Source organism: Desulfosporosinus sp. OT (assembly GCF_000224515.1).
Taxonomy (GTDB): Bacteria; Bacillota; Desulfitobacteriia; order Desulfitobacteriales; family Desulfitobacteriaceae; genus Desulfosporosinus.
Genome location: NZ_AGAF01000008.1, coordinates 1 through 23466, shown reverse-complemented (window position 1 = coordinate 23466; position 23466 = coordinate 1). Strand labels below are relative to the sequence as shown.

At 39.2% G+C, this 23466-nt stretch carries 24 protein-coding genes; 6 read left to right on the top strand and 18 right to left on the bottom strand.

Features of this window, described 5'->3' with window-relative positions; genetic code table 11:
* Positions 1-4: 4 nt before the first annotated feature.
* The 11 genes from DOT_RS27595 to DOT_RS00475 form a co-directional block, all read right to left on the bottom strand.
* Positions 5-403: a cell division protein SepF gene (locus DOT_RS27595; RefSeq protein ID WP_009612813.1), complete on the bottom strand. Its 399-nt coding sequence runs from the start codon at positions 401-403 to the stop codon at positions 5-7.
* Between the two features lie 90 nt (positions 404-493).
* On the bottom strand, positions 494-1294 hold the full coding sequence (spo0A, locus tag DOT_RS00520; RefSeq protein ID WP_009612812.1) for a sporulation transcription factor Spo0A: 801 nt from the start codon (positions 1292-1294) through the stop codon (positions 494-496).
* A 397-nt stretch (positions 1295-1691) separates the two neighbouring features.
* Positions 1692-3872, bottom strand: coding sequence for an ABC transporter ATP-binding protein (locus DOT_RS00515; RefSeq protein WP_009612811.1), 2181 nt, complete (start codon positions 3870-3872; stop codon positions 1692-1694).
* Positions 3869-5596 (bottom strand): ABC transporter ATP-binding protein, encoded by a 1728-nt coding sequence (locus tag DOT_RS00510; RefSeq protein ID WP_009612810.1) that lies wholly within the window; start codon positions 5594-5596, stop codon positions 3869-3871. Before DOT_RS00510 ends, DOT_RS00515 begins: the two co-directional genes overlap by 4 nt.
* A gap of 326 nt (positions 5597-5922) precedes the next feature.
* Entirely contained in the window at positions 5923-6573 is a 651-nt protein-coding gene (locus DOT_RS00505) for a lysoplasmalogenase (protein ID WP_009612809.1), read from the bottom strand.
* Positions 6574-6626: 53 nt separating this feature from the next.
* Positions 6627-8630: an aldehyde ferredoxin oxidoreductase family protein gene (locus tag DOT_RS00500; RefSeq protein WP_040410842.1), complete on the bottom strand. Its 2004-nt coding sequence runs from the start codon at positions 8628-8630 to the stop codon at positions 6627-6629.
* A gap of 345 nt (positions 8631-8975) precedes the next feature.
* Positions 8976-9314, bottom strand: a complete 339-nt coding sequence (locus tag DOT_RS00495; protein WP_009612806.1) for an iron-sulfur cluster assembly accessory protein — start codon at positions 9312-9314, stop codon at positions 8976-8978.
* Positions 9315-9460: 146 nt separating this feature from the next.
* Positions 9461-10114, bottom strand: a complete 654-nt coding sequence (locus DOT_RS00490) for an SdpI family protein (RefSeq protein ID WP_009612805.1) — start codon at positions 10112-10114, stop codon at positions 9461-9463.
* Complete coding sequence (locus DOT_RS00485; protein ID WP_009612804.1) at positions 10104-10382, bottom strand: autorepressor SdpR family transcription factor; 279 nt, start codon at positions 10380-10382, stop codon at positions 10104-10106. Before DOT_RS00485 ends, DOT_RS00490 begins: the two co-directional genes overlap by 11 nt.
* 158 nt (positions 10383-10540) lie before the next feature.
* Entirely contained in the window at positions 10541-12601 is a 2061-nt protein-coding gene (locus DOT_RS00480) for a HAMP domain-containing sensor histidine kinase (RefSeq protein WP_009612803.1), read from the bottom strand.
* Complete coding sequence (locus DOT_RS00475; protein WP_040410841.1) at positions 12576-13262, bottom strand: response regulator transcription factor; 687 nt, start codon at positions 13260-13262, stop codon at positions 12576-12578. Before DOT_RS00475 ends, DOT_RS00480 begins: the two co-directional genes overlap by 26 nt.
* A gap of 399 nt (positions 13263-13661) precedes the next feature.
* On the opposite strand from DOT_RS00475, the gene DOT_RS00470 reads away from it, so the two are divergent.
* Entirely contained in the window at positions 13662-13949 is a 288-nt protein-coding gene (locus DOT_RS00470) for a hypothetical protein (protein WP_009612801.1), read from the top strand.
* Between the two features lie 353 nt (positions 13950-14302).
* Here the strand turns inward: DOT_RS00470 and DOT_RS00465 are convergent, their stop codons facing one another.
* Positions 14303-14572 (bottom strand): FtsX-like permease family protein, encoded by a 270-nt coding sequence (locus DOT_RS00465; protein WP_009612800.1) that lies wholly within the window; start codon positions 14570-14572, stop codon positions 14303-14305.
* On the opposite strand from DOT_RS00465, the gene DOT_RS00460 reads away from it, so the two are divergent.
* Positions 14544-14846: a hypothetical protein gene (locus tag DOT_RS00460; protein ID WP_040410840.1), complete on the top strand. Its 303-nt coding sequence runs from the start codon at positions 14544-14546 to the stop codon at positions 14844-14846. The genes DOT_RS00465 and DOT_RS00460 overlap by 29 nt on opposite strands.
* A 251-nt stretch (positions 14847-15097) precedes the next feature.
* On the opposite strand, the gene DOT_RS00455 is transcribed toward DOT_RS00460, so the two are convergent.
* Genes DOT_RS00455 through DOT_RS00445 form a run of 3 tightly spaced genes read right to left on the bottom strand, consistent with a single transcriptional unit; the run spans position 15098 to position 17224 of the window.
* On the bottom strand, positions 15098-15760 hold the full coding sequence (locus DOT_RS00455) for an NAD(P)H-dependent oxidoreductase (RefSeq protein WP_009612798.1): 663 nt from the start codon (positions 15758-15760) through the stop codon (positions 15098-15100).
* Positions 15741-16280 carry a flavodoxin family protein gene (locus DOT_RS00450; RefSeq protein ID WP_040410839.1) on the bottom strand — a complete coding sequence of 180 codons (540 nt, stop codon included), beginning with the start codon at positions 16278-16280 and terminating at the stop codon, positions 15741-15743. Before DOT_RS00450 ends, DOT_RS00455 begins: the two co-directional genes overlap by 20 nt.
* 17 nt (positions 16281-16297) lie before the next feature.
* Entirely contained in the window at positions 16298-17224 is a 927-nt protein-coding gene (locus DOT_RS00445; RefSeq protein WP_009612796.1) for a CGNR zinc finger domain-containing protein, read from the bottom strand.
* Positions 17225-17628: 404 nt separating this feature from the next.
* Between DOT_RS00445 and DOT_RS00440 the strand changes: the two genes are divergently transcribed.
* The gene (locus tag DOT_RS00440; protein WP_009612795.1) at positions 17629-18216 is read left to right on the top strand and encodes a hypothetical protein; all 588 of its coding nucleotides are present in this window, start codon (positions 17629-17631) and stop codon (positions 18214-18216) included.
* Between the two features lie 209 nt (positions 18217-18425).
* Here DOT_RS00440 and DOT_RS00430 read toward each other — a convergent pair whose 3' ends face one another.
* Both DOT_RS00430 and DOT_RS00425 read right to left on the bottom strand, forming a co-directional pair.
* Entirely contained in the window at positions 18426-18917 is a 492-nt protein-coding gene (locus DOT_RS00430; RefSeq protein ID WP_009612794.1) for a GNAT family N-acetyltransferase, read from the bottom strand.
* Positions 18918-18993: 76 nt separating this feature from the next.
* Positions 18994-19530 (bottom strand): GNAT family protein, encoded by a 537-nt coding sequence (locus DOT_RS00425; RefSeq protein WP_009612793.1) that lies wholly within the window; start codon positions 19528-19530, stop codon positions 18994-18996.
* A 558-nt stretch (positions 19531-20088) separates the two neighbouring features.
* Between DOT_RS00425 and DOT_RS00420 the strand changes: the two genes are divergently transcribed.
* Genes DOT_RS00420 through DOT_RS00410 form a run of 3 tightly spaced genes read left to right on the top strand, consistent with a single transcriptional unit; the run spans position 20089 to position 22798 of the window.
* On the top strand, positions 20089-21072 hold the full coding sequence (locus tag DOT_RS00420) for an ABC transporter substrate-binding protein (RefSeq protein ID WP_009612792.1): 984 nt from the start codon (positions 20089-20091) through the stop codon (positions 21070-21072).
* A 33-nt stretch (positions 21073-21105) separates the two neighbouring features.
* Complete coding sequence (locus tag DOT_RS00415) at positions 21106-21996, top strand: ABC transporter permease (protein ID WP_009612791.1); 891 nt, start codon at positions 21106-21108, stop codon at positions 21994-21996.
* A gap of 1 nt (position 21997) precedes the next feature.
* On the top strand, positions 21998-22798 hold the full coding sequence (locus DOT_RS00410) for an ATP-binding cassette domain-containing protein (protein WP_040410837.1): 801 nt from the start codon (positions 21998-22000) through the stop codon (positions 22796-22798).
* 85 nt (positions 22799-22883) lie between these two features.
* Here the strand turns inward: DOT_RS00410 and DOT_RS00405 are convergent, their stop codons facing one another.
* Positions 22884-23264, bottom strand: a complete 381-nt coding sequence (locus DOT_RS00405) for a hypothetical protein (RefSeq protein WP_009612789.1) — start codon at positions 23262-23264, stop codon at positions 22884-22886.
* Positions 23265-23466: the final 202 nt, after the last annotated feature.

The following is a 23466-nucleotide window of genomic DNA, read 5'->3' as shown; positions in this document are numbered from 1 at the left end:
TTATTTAGGTTCTTTTCCACAGAAGATTTGAGGAATCTCCCTCTTGCAATGTCACTCCGTGGCCAGCAACCAAATACACGTTATCGGCCAATTTCATAATCCCTCCATCTAACGCATAAACCGTACCACTAACAAAATCGATGATCCGCTTACTAAGTTTCACGTCCACCAATTCCAGATTAATCGTCACAATCATTTTGTCCCGCAGCCTTTTGGCGATCTCCATTACATCATCAAAGGCATTAGGCGTAATATGTACTATTGTTGGTTGTAACGTTTTAGGGGGCAAGGAAACGATTTTCTTATTGTTTTTTCTAGACGTAGTTTCTGTTTCAAAACTATCTTCTTCATCTATATCAAGAAAGCCCATAAAATTGAGAGCAGTATTTAATAGATTTGGCATCCTAAAGCACTCCTTTAAAATTGCGTGAATTATCCGCCTCCATCCTTTCAATAGGTAATTCACATGATTGCATAAAATTGCTCGGAAAGCTTAGCTAACATTACTCATTACCCTAAATTTATCAGCAAGTAGGGCAATAAATTCAGAGTTTGTTGGCTTCTGGCGCTCAATATTCATTGAATAGCCAAAAATCCTTTTTAAGGTATCTGTTTGTCCACGCTCCCATGCTAACTCTATCGCGTGCCGTATTCCCCGTTCTACCCTACTGGGTGCCGTTTGATATTTCTTCGCAATACCTGGATAGAGTTCCTTGGTTACCGCGCCTAACAATGAGACATCTTCTACGACCATCGAAATGGCGTCTCGAATATATTGGTATCCTTTGACATGAGCAGGAATCCCTATTTGATGCATGATCGCAGTCACCTCGGAGACCAAATTATGATCGCTCCTTACTGTTGTCACGATTGGAGAAGCAGGAGCGGAAAACTGAGACGGTTGATCTGACGGGATATTCTGAACCAAAGAGCGAATACGGTTACACAAAATATCCATGTCAAATGGTTTTAAAATAAAGTAGTCAACACCAAGCATCATCGCTTGATGCGTTAGGAATTCCTGACCAAAAGCCGTTTGCATGATAATTTTAGGTCGCGTCATGGTAGTTTGGGAATTAATGCGTTCTAATACACCTAAACCGTCTAAATGAGGCATCACCAAGTCTAGAATAATCAAATCTGGTTGCTGGGTTTGAATAGACTCCCAGGCTTCTAAACCGTTGTTGGCCACACCAACTATGTTAAGATCTACCTGGCCTTGAAGATAATTCTGTAATAATTGACAAAAATTACGGTTATCATCCGCGATAATAATTTTAACTTCTTTACTCATTCAGCAAACATCCCGCCTTAACAGTATTCCGGATCAAATTTTTGTAGTATATTGCCACGCCGGTTTTGTCATTATACGATATGTCCTATGTCGAAATCGTAATAAATTCGGTAGCTCGCAAAAAATGCAGAAAAGGCTGATGAACGAAGGGTTTTAGGCTATTAGTCTAAATCATTACAAGCACTTGTGCTCGAAATAATGTTGAAAGGCTAAGGAATTTGAGAATTACTGAGGAATAACGCTAAGTTTTATCGATAATTTATCTCTCAAACGGAGTGTAATTCACTAAATAAGATGCATATCACTTTAAACCTTTAGGAGCAGAACCATCATATGTCTATCCATGATGAGTCTGCTCCTGATATTTTTCATTTCTATGCCAGCGGTGTAAATAGTTTTATCCAACTTCCGCTTCTGAGTCTTGATCAGAAAATTGACTATAATAGAGATCTGCATAGAAGCCAGCCTTAGCGAGCAGATCTTGATGATTCCCCATTTCAATAATTCTTCCTTTATTCATCACCAAGATAAGTTCTGATTCGCGGATAGTAGACAACCTGTGGGCAATGACAAAATTAGTTCTGTCTTGCATTAAATTGGCCATAGCCTTTTGAATTAGGACCTCTGTTCTTGTATCAACACTACTGGTAGCTTCGTCAAGAATCAGAATAATCGGGTCGGCCAGAATAGCTCGGGCTATGGTAAGCAATTGTTTTTGCCCCTGAGAAATATTTGTTCCCTCTTCGTTGAGCACTGTATTGTAGCCATCAGGCAACGTTCTGATAAAATGATCTGCATGGGCTGCCTTTGCTGCCTGTACTATTTCATCCATCGTTGCTCCTTGTTTACCATAGGCTATATTATCTTTAATGGTTCCATTAAACAACCAAGTGTCCTGCAATACCATGCCAAACATTTGCCTCAGTTCGCTGCGTTTTATATCTCTTATGTCTACCCCGTCAATCCTTATTATGCCTGCATTGATTTCGTAGAATCGCATCAGAAGGTTTACTAGGGTGGTTTTACCCGCCCCGGTCGGACCTACAATGGCTACGGTGTGCCCCGGCTCTACATTAAGGTTCATATCTTCAATCAACGGTACATCCTCTTCATAACGGAAATCGACGTGTTCAAAACAAACCCGACCTTTCGAGAATTCGATGACTTGGGCATCGGACTTTTCAGGTACCTCTTCCTCTTCGTCAAGAATCTCGAAAACTCGTTCCGCACAAGCTACAGTAGACTGAATGATGTTAGCAATATTGGCAGTTTGCGCAATGGGCATCGTAAAAGACCTTGAATATTGAATAAAGGCTAAAATATCACCTAACCCAAGAAGGTTCCGAATAATCCAGATTCCACCCACAATACTGATTCCTACATAACCTAGATTGCTAATGAAATTCATAAGTGGGTACATAATACCAGAAATAAATTGAGCTTTCCAGCCAGCTGTGTTCAGCCTGTCATTAATTGATTCAAATATTTCAATGGAATCTTTCTCTCGGCCAAAGACCTTTACGATTTTATGCCCAGTATACATCTCTTCTACATGACCGCTGAGTTGACCCAACTCTTTCTGCTGGGCTGCGAAATATTTCTGCGATTTCTTGGCGATTGTGGCAGTTGAAATAATATATAACGGTAATGTTACAATGACTATGAGAGTGAGTACAGGGCTAATGGTTAACATCATAATAATGTAGCCAATAATAGTGATTAATGAGGTAATGACTTGGGTGATGCTTTGTTGCAAAGTGGTTGCGATAGTATCAATATCATTGGTGACCCGGCTTAATATATCGCCATGGGGATGTTTATCAAAATATTTTAGGGGCAATTTGTTCAGTTTTAAATCAATCTGCCGGCGCATATCCCGTACAGTTTTCTGTGCTACCCCCGACATCACTAGGCCCATAATTAAACTAAATAGGGCGCTGATAACATACATTCCAAAGAGAATTAGGACAATCATCCCAATGTAATGAAAATCATACTCTCCATTGGTTTCGCGAATAGCCCGAATTACCCCATTAATTTGATCCTGGGTCAGTTTCACATTCTCTTCTCCAGTTTGGGCATTACCCGGCATTTTCTTACCTAAGTCCATTATTTTCTGGACTATGTCAGCCTTTTGGTTAGGGTCTGTCACCGTACTTAGCATAGGCAGCTGCATGAACTCTTGCACGGCTTTAAGAGCATCTGGGTCTGTAGGTACCTGTTGACTTAACCCTACTCCTGGAGTTTGCTTTTGCCTCATTTGCACGTTGATTTGCTGAACAGCCTTAGTTTGTGCTTCTGACATTTGTTGAATCATCATCTTAGCCATATAGCCATCCTGTAGCTTATTCATTGCCTTGCCGGCCACTTTAGGCGCAACTATGGTAAAGATCGTACTGGCAATTGCAAATACAACGACAACTATTAGGTTAATTTTATGGGGACTTAAATATCTTAAGAGCCTTTTTAAACTTACTTTAAAGTTCTTAGCTTTTTGGACAGGTGCGCCAAAGCCACCGCCAAATCCTCCACCCGCAGGTCTTGGAGCAGGTTTTTGTGGCCTATCTTGCTCACTCATGCAATTTCCTCCTCCAACAACTGCGATGCTACAATCTCACGATATACCTCGCTGGTGGCTAATAGTTCCTTATGAGTTCCCGTTCCAGAAAGCTGTCCTTTATCCAAAACAATAATATTGTCGGCATCCATCACTGTACCTACTCGTTGGGCAACAATAATAACCGTTGCTACTGCAATTTCCTTTTTTAGAGCTGCTCTTAGTCGGGCATCTGTTTTGAAATCCAGAGCAGAGAAACTGTCATCAAAGATATATACTTCGGGTTTTCTGGCCAAGGCCCGGGCAATGGAGAGACGTTGTTTCTGTCCACCCGATACATTGGTACCACCTTGAGTTATTTGGTGTTCAAAACCGCCTTCAAAATTAGCGATAAATTCACTTGCTTGAGCAATTTCCGCGGCATGCTTGATTTCTTCATCTGTGACCTGGTCGTTGCCAAATCTAATATTCTCACTAATCGTTCCGGAAAATAGCTGCGCTTTTTGCGGTACAAAACCAATTTTAGAGCGTAAGGTTTCCTGTGACATCTCCCGCACATCGACGCCATCAATCAAGATACTCCCACCGTCCACATCATAAAATCTTGGAATTAAATTGATCAAAGTTGATTTGCCGGAACCGGTACTACCAATAATTGCTGTTACTTTCCCTGGCCGAGCCAAAAAGGATATGTTACGTAAGGCAGGTTCTTCAGCTCCATGATAAGAAAAGGTTACATCCTTGAATTCTAAGTTACCTTTCTCAGTAAAGACGTCCTTTGTTTCATCTGGATCGGTAATTTCAGGGATAGTATCTAGGACCTCATTAATTCTTACTGCAGCGGCTTGGGCGCGAGGGACCATAATAAACATCAATGATAACATCAGCATCGAAAACATAATCTGCATAGCATATTGGGTGAATGCTGCAAGTGCCCCCAGATCCATGTCGCCATTACTTATGCGGATTCCACCAAACCAGAGCACAGCCAAGGAAGTAAAGTTCATAACCAGCATAATGGAGGGCATCATAAATGCCATGATCTTATTGACTTTAATATAATTATCTGTCAGGTCAACATTAGCCTTATCAAAGCGATTCAATTCCAGTTCCACGGTATTAAAAGCACGAATGACTCGAATCCCTGTGAGCTTTTCGCGGAGTACAAGGTTCATTTTATCAATTTTAACTTGAACTAATCGAAAGAGTGGGATCATCCTTGAGGCAATTAAGGCAATAACAGCAGCCAGAATAGGTATGGCAACCGCAAGCACCCATGTCAGCTCTCTGTCTTCCTGTAAGGCCATAACGATACCTCCAATTGCCATCATCGGGGCACTAACCATCATTCGTAAGATCATCACAGCCACCATTTGAACCTGGTTGATGTCATTAGTTGTTCTGGTTATTAGTGTTGAAGTACCTAATTTATCAAATTCGTGCAGTGAATAGCTTTCAACGATCCCAAATACCTTACTTCGTAAAATTGTACCTAAGCCCACAGCGGATCTCGATGACAAGTAACTGGCTAAAATGGAACACAGCGCCCCTCCACCAGCAACTAAGAGCATAAATCCTCCAATGTTTAGAATCTTACTGGTGTCGCCTTGCATAACCCCGTCATTTATAATATCTGACATCAATGTAGGAAGATAAAGATCTCCCAGCGTTTGTAAAAATATTAAAACTAAAGCACCTGCTATCATTGCTGAGTATGGTTTTAAAAACTTAAACAGTTTCAGCACGCTAAAAACTCCCTTCTATATCTACTATTTCCATTTCTCAATTTGCTATTACAAGATCTATCAATCCATTTGATCTGATTCTTAAGTTGATTATTATTATATTTTTTAACACAAAAAGCCATTTGCTTTGTCTATAAAGCAAATGACTTTTATATAAATATTCATGTAGGAACCTTCGAACCATGATCCATTATCGCTTACTTCAGGCAGTGATTATGCAGTTTCTTCCCATTTATTAATTGACGACCACTACCGAATATAACCGTACTTTAAACAATCAATCACGCAAATGTAAAAAAATGTTTAGTAAATTTTGACTTCAGTTATTAATATAAAAAGCCAGCAACAATTAAAACCTGTGCGAAAATATAAGTACCCATGATAAGTGTCTCGTAATTTTTTAAAGGTGCATTGAAGTTATTATATGCAAGTACTGTATCAGAGACTATGAATAATAAGGAACCTATGAATGGTAATATGAATTGTAGTGTAAACCCGTTCCAAATACAGCATAAACTGGTGAAACTCATCATCAGGATGATACTCATATAAATAGAAACCGGAACTATCATTTTGTTCAGGTTTGGCCTAAGTATTCTCAGAAGTGCACAGCCATATAGAATATATGGGATTAAAAATATTAAGAACCAGATTGGAATAACTTCAAAATGTGGTATTGACTGTAGAAAAGCCAGGATGTAAAGCAGATGACCAACAAGAAATGAGAACAAACCAATTGCAAAGAATATTCTTTTTGATCCCCATAACAATGAGACGTCACCAAGAAAACCGAAAAATAAAGCAGTTACAATAAACCAGTTAATATCCTCTGCACTTGTCAAATAGAAAAGAATAATTAAGGGCACTAACAGGGGTTTGGTCAGCACTTTAAGTGTTTCTTTTCTCTTTCTATCGGCATACAAGTTAATGATAAAATCTATGATAAAGACTATTACTATTAGAATTTGTGGAAACATACACACCTCCAGGTACTAATTTGGTATAGAGTATCTGTCTAGGCAAATATGTATTACTTGTACAAGGCTTTCTTAACCTCAGGTAAATCCAGCATATCAAGTGTTTCAACAAGCGGTTTGCCAGTGTTTAAGTCATATCCCATGGCGTTAAAATAGTTTATCTTTCCTTTATCAAAATCATTTTCAATCTTTGCGTTGGGACCTTTCTCTAAAGGCGGGATGCCCCTTGCCCTATCTGGCATCTTAAATTCCATAGGGTTTAGGCCTTCTCGAATATTGAATGAATGGCGAAGAGTTTTTATTCTTCGTGCTATGTGCAAGTATTCTTCAAAACTTAGGTTCCATCCTGTCATAGCATTAGCCCATTCAATAATAGGTGGTGTAACTCCTTCGTCAAAAGCAAAAGCACAAAGTCCAAAACCGTTGATAAGATCCATAAAGCAGCTGGCATCCCTTAAACTATCACCCGGAGCTGCATCCGTGCACTTATTCTTCATAGGATGAAGGTTCTTGTCTGTTAACTTCTTACTCGGTGCTTGTCTATATAAACTGCAACAGTCCAGAGTACTAGTATGTCTACCTGGTGTTGGCTCTGCTTCATATCCAACCCCTAGACTCGTACCATCGGGATTGCGTGGGTCATGCATCGGTAATTCTTGTCCTCTCACATGCATAGCATATGCTTCTGAGCCTTTTCCAAAATGTTCGGATGCTAATTTAACACCGTTCATAAGATATTTTCCAATTCCTTCCCCGTTGGCAATTTTTCCTACCAGTTTTACTACCGCTTCTTCATTACCCCAAGTTAACTCCAAACCCTCCGTATCGGTGGAGTTGATTACCTTGTTTTCATAGGCTTCAAAAGCCCAAGCAACAGTATCCGCACAGCTGATTGTATCAATACCAGCACGGTTCAACAGGTCATTAATTTTGATTATACTGGGCATATCATTGCAAAGCAGCATGGTCCCAAAACCACAAATCGTCTCGTACTCGGGCTTATGAGTTTCTGAAATAGGATAGGATCCTTCCTTAACAGCTACTTTCCCACCACAACAAAGTGGACAATTGTAACATCCATACTTGTCTGTTTCGTATTTAGTTACCGAATCATTGGAAATTTCTTGGGTTAACCTACCTGGAAAATCGATATAACCGACACCTTTCCAATTTTTAACCGGCGAATCACCAGTGTTGGCAGAATAGGCTACTGTGCCGGATGTTCCCCATGTCTTCATAGCGTATTTTTCTATTTCTCCACTTATGGATGGCATCATTTCATGTTCACTTAAAAACCGTATAGCGCCCGATAATATTGGCATATTTGTCGCTTCATTTAAGATTTTATCTTTCAATGGATGTCTATAGATATAGAACTGCTGGGCAAAATCCTCGACCAATTTTGATATGGTCTGTTGGTCAAAGATATTGACGTTCTTGTTACCACCAAGGCATACTGCTTTCAAGTTTTTAGAGCCCATTATAGCACCTAATCCGCTTCTTGCCGCCAGCCTTCCTTTATCAGTTACAACCCCGGAAATCCTTGACATTTTTTCACCGCCCGGTCCGATGCAAGCTGTTTTAAAGTGAGCGCCATACCTGTTTGTTAAGCAATCAATCGTATCATTGGAATCCTTTCCCCATAAATCGGTGGCATCTATGAGCGATTTCTTATCACCATCGATCAGTAAGTAAACAGGTTTTTTACTTTTACCCACAAAAAATATACCGTCATATCCAGCAGACTTAATTGCTGGAGCAAAATATCCTCCACAATTAGCGTCGCCCCAAGTATTTGTTAACGGACTTTTCCCCATAATCATCCAGCGTCCTGAGAAAAATGCACCAGAGCCTGTTAAGAGGCCGCTCATCATACCGAATATATTTTCTGGATTCAACGGATCTACCCCAGGCTGGAGTCTGTCAAATATTATCTTTGCTCCTAAGCCATAACCTGTCAAAAATTTCTTATAAAGGTTATCTTGTATTTCCTCTTCCTGTATGCTTCCCGTCGTTAGGCCTACCCAAAGTATTTTTCCCATGTAGCCAAATGGCATCATTCTACCCCCTTCTAACTTCAAATTTGCACTTTATGTTAATCAATAATCGTAAAAACGACCACCCATTTCGGCCGTCTAGTTCACATCATCGGTAAAAATTGAGATGCTCTTTTATTTGAAAACTTTTAAACTAAAATTCTACATCTATACAACAATTCCTCCCAATATTACAGAAGTATTCCTATAAAAAGAAAAAAATACCAGACCGTTCAAAAGAAACGATCTGACATTTCAAGTCCATCTTATAAATGCCCCATCATTAGTTAATTTCATTCAGGTCAAGTCTGTCTGCTCATTTTGTCTTGCAGGGCATTTGTTGTGGCAATGTTCTCTCCTATCATATTAGCAACTACCACTGCAACTTCCGCAAGTTCCACCACAACCTTCGGCATGGTCCATCTTTGGCTTGCGTATTTCAAAACCTCCGCCGGTCTTGCATTCGATATAGTCAACAATGGTGCCCTCTAAAGTAGCAGCCAGTTCTATATCTGTGAGTATAGAAATGCCATATTCTTCATCAACAATATCGTCATCAGTTTTAGATTCCTCAAGAGTCAAGCCGAAATTCGGAATACCACAGCCTTCACTCACAAGATAAATCCGAAGAAATGCGTTTTCTTTGTTCTTAACTTTTTGTATTTCTTTAACTTTTTGGGCTGCAAGTTCTGTTATTTTAACCATTACATTGTCACTCCTTTAGAATTAATATTCAGTCAATTTCTTAAGAGTTCTCCATAAGTTGTTAAATACCTCCAAATCGACATACATAAAAACGTTGTCTTTTCAGGTCACGCTTCCAGCCGCGGTTGTAGTCAAGTTGGGGAATTTCATCCCAATTTTTGTTTCCTAAACTGAATCCAAGAATATAAAATAGGCTCGATTGAAGCAAGGAGTATTAAAACAAAATAGGCAATTGCACTTCCTTTGCCCGGCAGAAATGCCAGAACACTCAGCACAAAACCCGTAATAAACCATACGAATCCACCATGGCGGTGAGACTTTGCCCATACTACCTCATTGGCAAGAGTCCAGGGGGTTTTAATACCTACAAAATAGTTCTGTTTAAATTTCGGCATCAAGTTTCCGAGAACGATAAAAAGAATACCTACCATTAATTTAATGATTGTATCCACTTTGATAAAAGTAGCTCCCAAACTTATCGAGATAATCACCATATGCATGATTGCAAAAAACACAACTAAAATTAGTCTTATGATAAAGTATTGTGGTTTAAATCGTTCATAGTTTTCTTTTTTGGGATCAATTCTGGGCAAAACAGTTGCCATGATAGTGATTAAAATTCCAATTACCGGCATCAAAAAAATCCATGGAAATTTGGGGTGCCAAGCATTAACCTGACCATATATATTCCAGTGCATTGGTATTTGCTCTGGTAGCCTATCAAACACAAAAACCGTAACAATCACCGGAAGCATGGCAATTGCCCACATTAATCTCAACAGCATCTTTTCATTTTTCATTTTGATCAACCCCTCTCAAATCAATTAACCAGGCCATAATTTCCTCAATCACTGATGTATTCAGCTCATAGAAAATGTACTTACCCTCTCGTCGATCCGATACAAGTCCACCATCTTTTAAAACGGAAAGGTGGTGGGATACCGTCGCTTGAGTCATAGAAAAGCTGGCGGCAATATCTCCCGCAGTCATATCACCATTTTTGAGCAGATTAAGGATTTCTCTTCGAGTTTTGTCTGACATCGCTTTGAGTGATTCATGAAACCCCATGCTCCCCCTCCTTTCATTTAGATGATCTTCTAAATGAAATTGTAGTACATCTGAGGCAAAAAGACAATAGACATTTAGAATATCTTCTAAATGTCTATTTCTAGCGAAGCATGTGGCTTCTCAGATCTAGTAAATTGCTATTCTCCTCTAGCAATTTACTACTCTGCTTTGTTCATCTGGATTATCGCCTTGAATAAATCCCCATCTATTTCAATATTAAAACATCCTTTCTGAATTTCTATGAGACTCTTGGCAATGGATAAACCTAAACCGCTGCCCTGACTGCTGCGCGATTCATCTCCTCTCTTAAAACGTTCCATGAGCTCGTCAGCAGATATATTTAGTTCATAGGCAGAGATGTTTTTAATCGTCAGAATTACCACAGATCCTGAATCAATAATATTGATATATACCCTTGAACCTGCCAGGGCATATTTAAAGATGTTTAATAACAGATTCTCAATAGCTCTCCATAATAATTTCCCGTCTGCGTAAATAAACTCTTTTTCGCGAGAGCTAATTTTAAAATCTAAAGCACATGCTTGGATCTTATCATCAAATTCGCCCAAGCCCTGAGTGATTAACGATACCAAATCAATCGTTTCAAAGTTCACAGGAATGTTGCCGCTAGCAGCCTTAGTTGCTTCAAATAAATCCTCGGTGAGTACTTTTAACCGTTGAGATTTCTGTTCGATTATTTCTATATATTCTGAGGCCTTGGTCTGGTCTTTTTCATATTTCAATAAATCAACGTAGGTAATAATGGAGGTTAGGGGCGTCCTAATATCGTGCGATACATTCGTAATTAATTCACTCTTTAAACGTTCACTTTTGATCTCATTGTCAACGGCTTTATTCAAACCTTCAGTTATAGAGTTTATATCAGCAGCCAGTCTGGCAAATTCTCCATCCCCAGAAACATTTATTGTGAAGTGGGTATCCCCTTCTTTTACTTGCTTGACACCTGCTTTTATGGCATTTAAGTCCTTCACTTTCTTGAGCGCTAGCCATGCCGCTGCGCCTAAAGTTATGGGGAACATGAAGAAAGTTAAAGCGACTATTACAGGATAGCCTAGTGCTAATAAAACCACTTTTACAGCTACACTACCGCTATTATAGATTTCTTTGACAAAATCAAAAAGTTTGTTGAAGATGCTATAGACTAAGGAATGTTTTATCAGGGTTCTGTATTTTAAATGCTTGACAATAGATAGAACCAGTGTAAGTACCGAGGTAGCTGTCAACAGAGTAATCGGAAATATAAGTTCATAGATCCTAGCACGGTCCAATTTAATTATAGTCCCAAGCCATATTGTGATAAGTACAATGCCAATCACGATCTTGATATCATTATAGATCCTATCAATAGAGTTTAAAGGGACACCTTGCTGCTCCTCTGGTTTTCTGCCTATAACTAATAATATATATATAAAAGCTACTGCTAGTGCTAAAGTAAAACCTGCCATTTGATATAAATAGTTTCTAACCAATAACTTGTTGGCATTCCATGTTGCAATTCTGGGGTTTAAAAACTCATCTGTAAAGGCCACATACATAACGTCCTGTGGTCCTAATTGATTGAGGTCGTTCGCATGAAAATTGTCTTTAACTTCTTCTGGAAACACCTTCTGTTCAGAGCTATCCGATATCATATAGGACGGAAATGATTTAAAATAGTCTTTAGCTTTATTAGGCGTTTTAGAAATTTCATTGGTACCACTTTTAGCATAATAGACGAGACCTTTATATTCAGCTAATCTTTGTAAGGATTCTCTATATTCGCGGAGGTCCTCCTGAATTAATTGATCCTTTACTTTGGAAATCTTATCAGCATAAACTTCCTTGAACACCTTATAATTCTCTTCAGTGGTTAAATTTGGATTATAGCTCTTTGAACTATACTCAAAATCTCTATAATATAATTCTTGTTCTTGACTTTCCAAAACATCTGCATTGATTGATCCGCCGTTCAGGATATTTTCCTCGCTTTTATATTTCTCGGTTATCGCTTTTAAACTCTGAATCACATCACTGCTGTCAGTCATATAATCTTTACCCAGAAAATAGCTGTCTTCAAAAGCAATTCCGAAATCACTATTGTGCAAGCCCACAACATTTATAAATATGGTTATAGCACTAGTGATGCATACTATTGCAATGACAAAAGCGACTAACTTTGCCGTCAGTGAATAGCTATATCTTTTCCACTTTATATCCAATTCCCCATACCACCTTCAAGTATTTCGGATCCTTCGGGTTTATTTCAATCTTTTCTCGTATCCTTCTGATATGGACTGCTACCGTATTTTCCGCACTAAAGGCAGTTTCTTTCCATACTCGTTCATATATCTCATCGATTGAAAATACCTTGCTCGCGTTAGCTGTCAAGAGCTTTAATATTTTATATTGTACCGGAGTAAGTTTCACTTCCTCGCCATCAACAATTACTTGCTTACTCTCATCATCTATGACTAGTCCGCCGCTTTTATAGACATAGCTTTTGGTTTCTTGACTACCTAGGCTGGTATATCTTCTCAGCTGGGACTTTACCCTGGCGATTAATTCCAGAGGGTTAAAAGGCTTGGTTATATAGTCATCAGCGCCCATATTTAATCCCATTATTTTATCAGTATCCTCTGATTTGGCTGACAGCATGATAACCGGAATATTTTTATCTTCTCGAATCTTGATAGTGGCTTTTAAGCCATCCATTTGCGGCATCATAACATCCATAATAATAAGCTGAATGTCATTTTCATCGACTATTTGCAAGGCTTCTAATCCATTGGAAGCTTTAAATACATCATAGCCTTCATTTGTTAAATAGATCTTTATAGCTTCTAATATTTCTTGATCGTCATCGCAGACTAGTATCTTTATGACGTATCCCTCCCATTTATTAAGTAGAACAAATTATATCACACCCTTTACGTTTTCTTTCCAGGCTATAATATCAACCAAATCTTACAGCTATATGGTCATATTTATTAAGAATTTCTTAACAATAAAGGTCCGCCAGTGAACTCGTTCACAAAGATCGCCTTCAAGTTGTGAATTACTCATAAACAAAGCCCTCCAACCACTTCGGCAGGAGAGCTCTGTAAGAGTTCACTTAGTTTCTAACACAGCTAAATAATTATTAGGATCAACAAAGGTATGTCTTGTTGAAGTATGCTAGAAATGGTATGATTTTTAGTAGGTAAAACATATTGCGAGATTTGGTAGTGGGATATTGCGTAATGACCCTTGATTTGGATAAATAGAAAGGGAGGAATTAAAGTGGAAAAACGCAAAGTCTATATGGACAAGATTGAGGCTAACCTAAAACAATATAATGCCAAATTAGGTCAGATGAAAGCTGAGATTGCTTTAGCCAAGGCAGATTTGAAATTAGAGTACCTTAATCAAATGGATAACCTGGAAAGAAAAAGAGATGAGTTCATGGTTAAATACGAACAGCTCAAAGAAAACAGTGAACACAGCTGGGAAGATGTAAAAGAGGGAACCGAAAAATCGTGGAATGAGCTGAAAGATTCAATCGAGAAGGCAATTTCTCGGTTCAAGTAAGCGAGAAATTATCTAATACAGCTTTCTAAACAAGTATGGGGGTCTATATCAGTATTTAACTGATTTAGACTCCCATACTTGTTTTAAGGAAAAACCTCCAAGCTCCTTTGATGACAAAAAAATATCCAAACGATCGTATCGTGAAAGCTCATTAGGAATTTTTGTTGGTTTAAAAAGGGCGGCTACTTCTCTTGAAGGAAGCAATATTAGGACAAATATTAAGTCTTATGATAAGTTTTACCGGAGCTACAACTTTTCTTTATGTATCGTAAAAACTGGCAGAAAGCATACTCTTAAGAAGGGGCTCATGCTTGGATCATCATTAGGATGTATTATTCAAGCAATTGATATTATTATTCGTAGCGCAGGGCATCGATGGGATCGAGTTTAGCGGCTCGGTTGGCCGGGTAAAGACCAAATATAATACCAATACCCGAAGAAAAACAAAAGGCAAACAGAATCGTTCCAAATGATATAACGATGGGCATTTTCAATATCCAAGAAATAACTGCTCCTATACCAATACCCAACAAACTGCCTATACCACCCCCCAGTGCGGCAATGGTAGCCGATTTCACGAGGAACTGAATCAGAATGTCACTGCGCTGCGCTCCAATAGCCATCCGCAGTCCAATTTCCCATGTACGTTCAGTAACAGAGTTACGTGTAAAGAAAGACGATCAATTAAAAGCTGATACAGTTCAGAGCGTTAGTATTCTAGAGATGCGGCATGCGGTGAAGAAAGGATATCAGGCTCAGACCAATGAACAGATGATGGAGCAGTTCAGTTCAATCCTTACCATTATCACATCGGTTTTCGGTGCTTTGGCAGGGATTGCTTTGCTGGTTGGTGGTATTGGTATCATGAATATTATTCTTGTTTCTATACCTTGTTGAATTTCCTGATCATCACTTATGTCCAGTAGTGTTTTGAGGTGTTAGACCTTAGGGCACCCAATAAAGACGCCACAGGTTTAGTCACCCTTTATATCTCTTCCGTCAATTGCCGAGATAAGTATGTATTAAAAAAAGACTCTTTCAATTAATTTCTTTTTCATTTCAGTGCTTCTGCCTGGGAACATGATTATTTCTATGAATACGTAGCAGAATAAGGAACACCCACTTTGAGAAGTGGATGTCCCTGCAAATTAATTCTCATAGGGTCGGGCAAAGCTGCTTTCATAGGTGACACCATTCTTCTTAAATGATTTCTCCCAGTATAATTTATTTATTAGTCTGAACAGGATTTTCATCACAAATGGATTTTGTTTTTTTTGTATTTCTGGCGCGGAATATTTATCTAATTGCTCTTTATTAAAAACCTTTTCTATACCATAGGTTTTGCCTATTTCATATGCACCCATCAGTATCTTCTTAGCACCTTTTTTGTTTCTTGATATACCATCACAACCGCCTTTGATAATTATTCCTTCATAATCACAGTCCAGGGCCTTGGTTAAATGCTCTAAATACTTTTCAAGTCCTCGAGCATGTATAGCTTCAACAAACCCAAACTGAACAAGGAACCCCACCTTCTTCCCCGTACACTTTCCCAATAATGGTTCTAATTGTTCGAGAAAAGTTTTTACCCCAGCTGGCATCGCATAGCTATATAGCGGGAAAGCTATTAAGACAGCCTCAGCCGCTTCAAAACGTATTGCCGCATCCTTATAGCTTTGTTCATTGTTCATACGAATCATTTCAACTTCATTATCAGGTGTTTCTTGAAAGCCAGTAATAAAACTCTCCAGCAAAATTCCTGTGTTATTGATACCTAATTTAGGCGACCCATTAAATATTGACAACTTCATCAGTTATCTCCTCCACATTTTGCTTGGTACTCCAAATTTTTGCCAAACCCCGAACCGATTTTTTATATACCAATTCAATTAATTGAAAGCTTTCTCTATCAAATTCTTTCTGGTTATCTAATAGCAATGTTGTTTTTGGGTAACGGTTGTAACGCTGCACATGGGACATACGATGATCTCTTAGGACCAAAAAAGGGTGTCCAAGTGGAAGTAATCTATCATTAACTCGCTTTAGTAAGGCGCTAACATAGTACATGATTATCGGTGAAGATAATATTACAACGTCCGCAGCAAGATATTCTTTTAAAATATCCTCTATTCCATCATTAAAGCAACAAACCCCTGGCGTTTTTAGCCAGCAAGTGTAGCATCCAATACAGTCATGTAATTGAAGGTTACGCAGCATAATATTCTTTACCTTATGACTCTTATACTCTAAGGATTGCTTCAAGTCCTCAATATATGAATCAAATTCTACGTAATCAGCTTTAGGATTACCGTTTAAAATCAAAATCCTCATTTTCTATATCCTTTCTTTTACTGAGCTTCAAGTTCGCTTTTTCTTTGTCTGCTTTTTTGGACATTTGCCCTGTTTCGGCAAGCAGGATTACAATATTTCTCCCTATTTGACAAAGCAATATAAAAATCTCCACAATGCTCACAGCGGCTTAATAAAATGTTCTCATCGGTTACAGCAAATGCATATATAACTTCTATGGTCGTTTTTAATGAATCAAAGTTCCATGAAATCGTGGTTTTGTCTAGCTGATTAATGGTAAATCCGATCTTATTGGCCTTAAATGTATCTGCTAGAATCGTCACATGTTCTGTAAGATAATTGGCCGAAGCTCTATAAACTAAAAGTTGATTAAAATGCTCTGCAAGCATTCCAGCAAAGTTAATAATCCAATCTAACTTTTCAGCATAGAATTTTGAGAAAATCAAGTCCATGACCAGAGGCCTTTTACCGTAAAATTTAGGCGAATCCTCACCTTTAACCAAGTCAACACTGTTTTTATAAACCATAACACTTAGATCGTCTTTATCAGCAAAAGGAGTAAATAATTTCATGTAGGTTAATACATCAATACTTCTTTCTGTTTGTTGAATAAAATTGTTTTTCATAAGCAATACATCTTCATCACCAATAACATTATAGTTATAGGTACTAGCGCTGATTAATCCCAATAGCCCATATTTCTTTGCATAAAGAAAAACCAATCTTTTTAATTCTTCATAGACTGCTTGGTCTTTGTTTTTGAAATATACTCTAGCTGCCTCACCTATCTTCAGGAAATCAATTAAGAGATCATTGGCAACGTTAAAGGGATTATACATTGAAAAACTAGCATTTTCTTTGGGCTTAACGTACAGACTTCCTTCAGAGTCAATCTCATATTCATAATCACTGTACCTTATCCAATCCATAGAAAAACAACCTATTAAATTAATTTTTCTTTCCATTTCACACCCCTGAAGGTCTTTATTTATATAGATCATCTACGATTATTATATGTAATATAAATTTATATGTCAACTATTACAGGCACATTCTTAAGCATTGTATGCTTACATCAAAATTAAGTATCGTCTCATCACAACCTGATCTTGCCCTAATCTGTACAAAGCCCTTGCACCTGCAAGGGGACGTACCTGTAGGCCCAATTAGAGCAAAAAGGACTCCGAAGATGAACTTCGAAGTCCTTTTTCCGATCCGAGCATATTCCTTTTAGCATTTTACTACTCGAAGTTAATACCGACGTCGATTAACATTAGCTATTAATTTTAAATTTTGCATGCAGTAAAATAATTAGAGGATATAGATCTACACACAAAGAATTTTAGGCAGTAAAAGGAGGTATTCTGCAGTGTTAGCGGAGTTTACAATTATTAATGACCCCTTGCGTCCTAGTATTTGCACTAATCTATGTTCAGTATGTTACCGAAATAATGAACATAAAAAAATTGGCTGCTGTTCTTATGAGCCAGAATTTTGTCTTTTCGACTTAGCTTTTTTATATCTCTATTACCCTGATATTTATGAGTTAATATTGAAAAACGGTCAAATAATTAAGGGTTATAACGGAATCATGTTAGAAATGAAGACTGGTCTAAACCAATGTCCCTTCGTTTGTGACATTGGTTGTGTCTTGCCAAAAGATGCCCTGCCTCCTCTGTGCCGATTATATATATGTCGCCAAGCAGCTATCTTTGGCCCAGCCATCATAGAAGAAAAATTTGATGAATACTTTTCAAGTAAGGAATATCAGTTAAATAATCTCTTAAATAGTAAACTGATATATGACCAGGATTTTACAAGGCACAGACTACACAACTTTATTACCGAAATTTCTCAGACTGTTAACACAATGATATCAGGAATCAATAGAATTAACTTGCCGATAGAATCTTTCAAAAGAGAAATAAATATTGTGGATTTTGGATCACTCCTATAGTTTTGAACGTCCTATTCGAAATATTTTTATTTATAAAAATCGTATGGTACACTTTGCCATACCAACAAATGGATGGCACTTCCTTCAGGCAGCCTTCACCCAGTTTCTTCCCATACTCTTGTCCTTGTACAAGGCATTGTCCGCTCGTTTTATCACCACGATTAGGCGTCATTGATTGCTTAAAGATCATGAATTTATGACCATATTTTTCACGCCCCAATGTGTTTCTCCAGTACAAAAACTTTTTTGGATAAATATTGTTTAACTTCTCCCGTTTCAGTAAATCCCATTTTTTTCCAAAAAATCAAACCTTTTTCATTGCCAAATAAGACTCCTAAACGGATCTTATTAAATCGCTGACTAACAACCCATTCTTCCAAAACATCATAAGCCTTCTTTCCAATTCCTTTACCACGGCTGTTAGGCTCAAGTAGCATTAAGCCTAAAGTTAATGTTTTTGGATTAGGATAACCTTTGATTAAATGAAATACGCCTACCATTTGCTCTTGTACATTGCATACGCCCAGTATAACTTTGTCCTTATCCTCAATTCCATCTGGGCTTGCCTTAAATAAATCTTGAGCTGCGCTCGGTTTTACTGGTCCCTCATCTTGAAATGTTAGATAATCATTCGATTTTTCCATCAACATTTGAAGTTGGAACAAACTGTCTATTGTAAGAATCTCTAATCTTATCTCCATCTATCAAACCTCTTTTTAGTATTACATTAACTCTGGCACTAAAGCACGGATTAATTACTTCATATAATATCTTAACTTAATCAATCTCTAGCCCCATATGGATGGAATCCAAATACTGACCGCTAATTAAGAACTCCCGACTACTTGTTCCTTCAACGACAAAACCTAATTTCTTATACAAATTAATCGCATTATGATGGTCGCTGCGGACCCTTAAATTGATCTTCTTAATTATGTGCGACTCTCTCGCCCAAGTAATCAGGCAAGTTATTAATTCATTACCTACTCCTTTACCCCAATGCTCCTTTAAAACCGTAATCCCGAACTCTCCTGCATGCCTTATGCGTGGTCTTAAGCCTCCTCTAAATACCAATTGCCCTACCAGCTTACCATTTATGAACGCGCAAAGCATGAGCTGATTATCTGATTTCGTAATAGTTTTAATAATCGTCGCCTCTTCGTCTTCGGAAACACCAAATTCACCTTCACCAAACGTTAGATTATCTGTCTCTGTTCCTACCTTATTAATGTAGTCTAAAATAATTGAGGCATCTTCATCTTTTGCCTTACGAATATTAAGAACCTGTCCACTTCGTAGTTGACAATGCATCATCTCTTACCACTCACTTTTTAGGGTGTTTTGCCCTCCCGAATCTCTACTTAACAATATAGTCAAAACTAATAATTTATCGATTTCGACGTCTTCTATAAAAATCCTCTAATCGTAATACGTTCATCTAAAATTCTCTATAACGATAAAATATGTACGTCTCTCACTAAAATCTTGACAATTTATTGAGGGCATGATACCGTGAAATGGAAACCGATAATGTAGAGATCAAACCGTAAGCGCACTTTCAGAGAGTCGGAGGGGCTGTAAGTCCGGCAGAAAGCGGTACGGCAAATGGACTACGGAGGGCGCAGGGAACGAAAGCTTAGGCTTTTTAGTATGTCGCGACGCAAGGCCAGCGTTATCGGGCTAAGAGTATGTTGGCACTCTTTAAAGTGGGTAGTATTATATTACCAAGCAAGGTGGCACCGCAGACGTATGGTCTGTCCTTGATTACGGATATCCGTATCAGGACAGGCCATTTTATTTGTTTTTGGTAACTCTGCGTGTCATCTTAAAAAATCAAGCCAATCAAAATTTTATGAGAGGAAGGATTAAAAAATGAAAAAATTATTTGCGAGTTTACTAGTCTTTATGATGCTTCTGGTTACTGTCGGTTGCAGCACAGAAAAAACTTCAAATGGCGATGCTTCATCCCACGTGACTCAAGTAGGTGTCATCCAGCTTGCCGACAACGGCGCCTTTACCGACATGCGCGAGGGCTTCATCAACAAAATGCGCTCGCTTGGTTATTCGGAAGATAAAATGGTTTTTGACTACAAAAATGCCAATGGTGACACAGCTACTCTTAATTCCATCTGTCAGACCATGGTAGACGCCAAAAAGGACTTTATAGTTACGATTGGAACTCCGGCGTCACAAGCCATTGTTAATATGAATAGCGGTATCCCCGTATTTTTTATCTCAGTTTCAAACCCCGTAGGAGCTGCTATCATCTCCAATATGAATGTGCCGGATAAAAATGCCACCGGCACCTCTAATGCCATTCCCGTCAGCGAGATGTTCAAATTGTCCGATAAGCTGACACCCGACCGCAAAACTTACGGTCTGATTTACAATACCGGCGAAATAAATTCCGTCACCACTATTAAGAATGCTAAAGCGTATATGGATCAAAACGGGTTAAAGTATAAGGAAGCCGTAGTGACCGCCTCTTCCGAAGTGCAACAGGCTGCTCAGTCCCTGGTGGGAAAAGTGGATGCTTTTTTCATCCCTAATGACAGCATGGTGCAAAGCGCCATGCCACAGGTCGCTGAAATTGCCAAAAATGCTAAGATTCCGGTGTACGGCAGCTCTGCAGTCATGGTTCAATCCGGTGCGTTTGCTACAATCAGTATTGACGACACTACCATCGGCGGCATGACGGCAGAGATGGCGTATAAGTTCTTAAAGGGTACTCCCATGGCCAAGATTCCGTCTATTACAGTGTCTAATTTTACAACCGTTATCAATAAGACCACCGCGGAGGCAATTAAAGTGACAGTCCCACAAGACGTGCTGAATAGCGCCAAGATTATCCAATAATAATGATCGTTTTTCTCGCAGGAGGCAGGATTTATGACTCTAATGATAGGCTCTGCTCAGCTCGGATTGATTTACGGTATGCTGGCGCTGGGAATCTATATTTCATTCCGAATACTCAATATACCCGATCTGACCGCTGACGGGAGTTTTACACTGGGACTTTCAGTATCAGCCGTCATGACAGTAGCGGGTTACCCATTTCTCGGCATTCTGCTTGCCATCGCGGCCGGAGCTGCAGCGGGAACAGTTACTGGTCTTCTACAAACCAAGATGGAGATTCATCCCATACTGGCAGGTATCCTGACTATGAGTAGCTTGTACAGTATTAATCTCTATATTCTTGGCAGCCGCTCCAACCTGTCGTTGATCGGTAGTGACAGTATTTTTAATCAATTGGCCTGGCTCACTGTCAACAAGGAACTGCTGAAAACCCTAATACCGCTCATCTACTGCTTTTTGTGCACAGTTATTCTAATCTGGTTTTTCAAGACCCATCTGGGCCTGTGCATTCGCGCCACCGGCAATAATGAGGATATGGTCAGGGCTTCCTCTATCAATGTAAATGCCATGAAAATCATAGCTTTAGCTATATCGAACGCCTGTATCGGGTTGTCCGGTGCGGTGCTTGCCCAATATCAGGGCTATGCCGACATCAGTTCAGGTATCGGCATCATGGTGGTAGGTCTGGCTTCTGCTATCATCGGCGAAGCTATTTTTGGCCGCCGATCCTTGACAATAGGCCTGTTCTCTGCTATATTCGGCTCCCTTCTTTACCGTTTTATCATTGCAGCAGCGCTTAAATCAAGCATTTTCCCCGCCTATATGCTCAGGGTTGTCTCAGCGGTGATTGTCGTCATTGCTTTGTCCATCCCCGTAATTCAAAAGCGCATTCAGTTGAGCGGCATGAGAAAGAGGGTGCAGTAAAATACTTGAAATCATACACGCGAGCAAAACCTTTTTAGAGGGCACACCTAACGCACATGTAGCGCTGAATAATGTAAACCTCTCCCTTACCAAAGGCGAATTTGTCACGATCATTGGTTCCAACGGTGCTGGCAAGTCCACGCTGTTTAACGCTATTGGAGGCACCTTTTGGCTGGATAGAGGCAAAATCCTGCTGCAGGGAGATGACATCACCTACATGGCTGAGCATAAGCGGGCATCTATGATCGGCCGGTTGTTTCAAGATCCTGTGAAAGGTACAGCCCCGGACATGACGATTGAGGAGAATCTAGCTCTGGCCTATAACCGCAAAAGCAAAAACGTCCTGCGTATCGGTGTGCATCACAAAGACGTGCAAATTTTCCGCGAGAAAATCGCGCAACTTAACATGGGACTCGAAAACCGCATGAAAACCAAAGTTGGTCTACTTTCCGGTGGTCAGAGGCAGGCGTTGTCCCTGCTCATGGCTACCATTAGTACTCCGCGGCTTTTATTGCTTGATGAACATACTGCAGCCTTAGATCCTGCATCTGCCGAAAAGATTATGCTGATCACCAAAAACATAGTCAGTCAGGAAAGTATCACCACTATGATGATCACCCACAATATCCAGTCCGCGCTTAAAACTGGATCGCGAACCATTATGCTGGACCGCGGAAAAATAATTCTGGATATTTCAGGACAAGAGCGGGCAGATATGACTGTTCCCCGCCTGATGGAGTTGTTTTCCCAGCAGAGCAAAAACACACTGGATAACGACAGGATGCTTTTTGTTAATAATTAGGAACCTACTTAATGACAAATTATTGCAATGCACCCCCTCGCGAAACAAAGGGGTGCATTGTTATTAGGTGGTTAATTGGATAAATTTACAGTGACTTTGGAACTTTCACAATCGAACTGGGGGTAACCGAAGGCAACTGGCCTTCCTCTTGGACTTCCAAGTTAATTTGCTCCTTAACTTGAGTGATATCCGGGTAGAGTGAGAATCTTGTCACGTCATAACGCTCAAGTTCCATAAGGATTTCAGGAATTTTTTCAGCGGCAACACAGATCTCAACGAGATAGTTTGATGCATACGGGAAAAGATTCAGCGGGACAATCACTTTGTCATGAGGAAATACTGTGAAAACTCCTTTTTGAGCGACAATATGGGGGTTGTTTAAGGGGCCGATGCCAGCGGCAGGTTTTTTGTTTTCGAGGATTTTTGCATTTGGCCCAAAGTAGAGATCAACAATTTCTTCATGCACTAGATATATGTATTTTCCATATTATGGAGTATAACGTATGAAAGGAGTTGATCTCATGTTTGGTTTTGGATTTTTTCCCTTTGCTCTGGGTTTAGGTTTAGGGGCTACTATTGCGAGACCTCGCTATTACCCATCCTCGTACCCTTACGCCTATGCCCCATATCCCTACGGATGGTATTAGTATTAGACCAATATTAACAAT